This window comes from Aeromonas cavernicola (assembly GCF_002795305.1).
In the GTDB taxonomy this organism is placed as follows: domain Bacteria; phylum Pseudomonadota; class Gammaproteobacteria; order Enterobacterales; family Aeromonadaceae; genus Aeromonas; species Aeromonas cavernicola.
In genome coordinates this window covers 1-1,503 of the sequence record NZ_PGGC01000233.1, presented here as the reverse complement: position 1 = coordinate 1,503, position 1,503 = coordinate 1, and the positions used below count along the sequence as shown (strand labels likewise).

The window sequence follows — 1,503 nt, the reverse complement described above, 5'->3', positions numbered from 1 at the left end:
CAGTGGATAACGCTGGGCCAAGGCGGCCAGCAACCCATGGGTGGCCTCGCTCACCTCGACCCGTGAGCGTTCAGCTAAAAAACCGGCAAAAACGCGTTGCGCCTCCTGCTTAGCACGGGGCTCGGCCATGCCTCCTGCCATCATGGCGAGCTGGATCGCGAGTTGGCGCGTCAGGCTCACATCGTGCTGCCAGTCCGGTTGCTGCTGCAGGGCGGTGCGCTTACATGCCAGCCAGCGCGGTTGGTCGAGCATGGCGGTAGCCAGATATTCGCTGCGCAGGTGATCCAGCATCCACTGTTCCGCTCGCACAATGGCGGGATGGTTATCGTAGAGGGTGTCATCGAGGTCAAATGAGATGGCGGCGACGGGCTGCCAACGACGGTAGAACTGCATAGCCTCTCCTTGTGGTAGTCAGCACCTGATCCGACCTAGCTGCGCCAATGGCCCACACGCTGGTCAGGCTCGTTTAGCTGGCACCCGCTTGGCATTGCTGCAGGTGGGTTTACTCATCTTCTGAGGATGTGGCATCCCGCTTCGCCCGCGGATGGGCGTTGTCATATACCTTGGCCAGATGTTGAAAATCGAGGTGCGTGTAGATCTGAGTGGTGGCGAGATCAGCATGACCGAGCAGCTCTTGCACCGCCCGCAGGTCGCCGGACGATTCCAGCATATGGGTGGCGAAGCTGTGGCGCAGCTTATGGGGATGCACATGGGCATTGAGCGCCTGTTTGTTGCCCCAGCCATCGAGCCGAGCTTGTACCGAACGGGTCGATAAGCGCCGTTTCCGGCTGGAGACAAACAGCGCCTCGGCTTCATCACCGGCCAGCAGTGGCCGCACATTAAGCCATTTGTGCAGCCACTCGACCGCCATTCGGCCGATTGGCAGCACCCGCTCCCGCGAGCCTTTGCCCATCACTTTCAGTTGGCGCTCGTCCAGTTTCACATCCACCAAATTAAGCCCCACCAACTCGGCTAGGCGCAGCCCAGAGGAGTACATCAGCTCCATGATCGCGCGATCACGCACCGCCAGCGGATCTTGCTGGTCGGTGATATTGAGTAACTGGTGCATCTGGTCGACATCAAGATTTTTTGGCAAGGGCCGCCCCTGCTTCGGGGTCACGATCCCGCGGGCGGGGTTGGCCACCAGCTGCCCTTGCCGCACCTGCCAGTCACAAAAGCTGCGTAGCGCAGAGACCTTGGTCGCCAGCGAGCGGGGCGCCAACCCCTCTTTGTGCATCCGCGTCACCAAGCTGCGCACTTGGCTTGCCTCAAGCCGTGACCAATCATCGAGCCCTAGTCTTACCAGCTCGGCAGTCATCGCTGCGAGGTGGGCTTGATAGTTGTTGCGGGTATGGGGGCTGAGTTGACGCTCCACCCGCAGGTATTCGATGAATCCCTGCAGGGGGGCCAGCAGCTGAGACGGCAGCGGCTCAGGGGGGGCGGAGGTCTTTGCTGGCACCTTAGCCATGGGCCAACACGGGTAACCGCTGTTGTAGCAAGCGA

General features: G+C 61.1%; 2 protein-coding genes. Both read right to left on the bottom strand.

Annotation, left to right across the window (positions count from 1 at the left end; genetic code table 11):
• Positions 1–393 (bottom strand): HAD family hydrolase (locus CUC53_RS18130; RefSeq protein WP_476692218.1); only part of this gene is annotated, 393 nt, incomplete at its 3' end.
• Positions 394–502: 109 nt separating this feature from the next.
• The gene (gene xerC, locus CUC53_RS18125; protein ID WP_100295393.1) at positions 503–1,468 is read right to left on the bottom strand and encodes a tyrosine recombinase XerC; all 966 of its coding nucleotides are present in this window, start codon (positions 1,466–1,468) and stop codon (positions 503–505) included.
• Between the last annotated feature and the right edge of the window lie 35 nt (positions 1,469–1,503).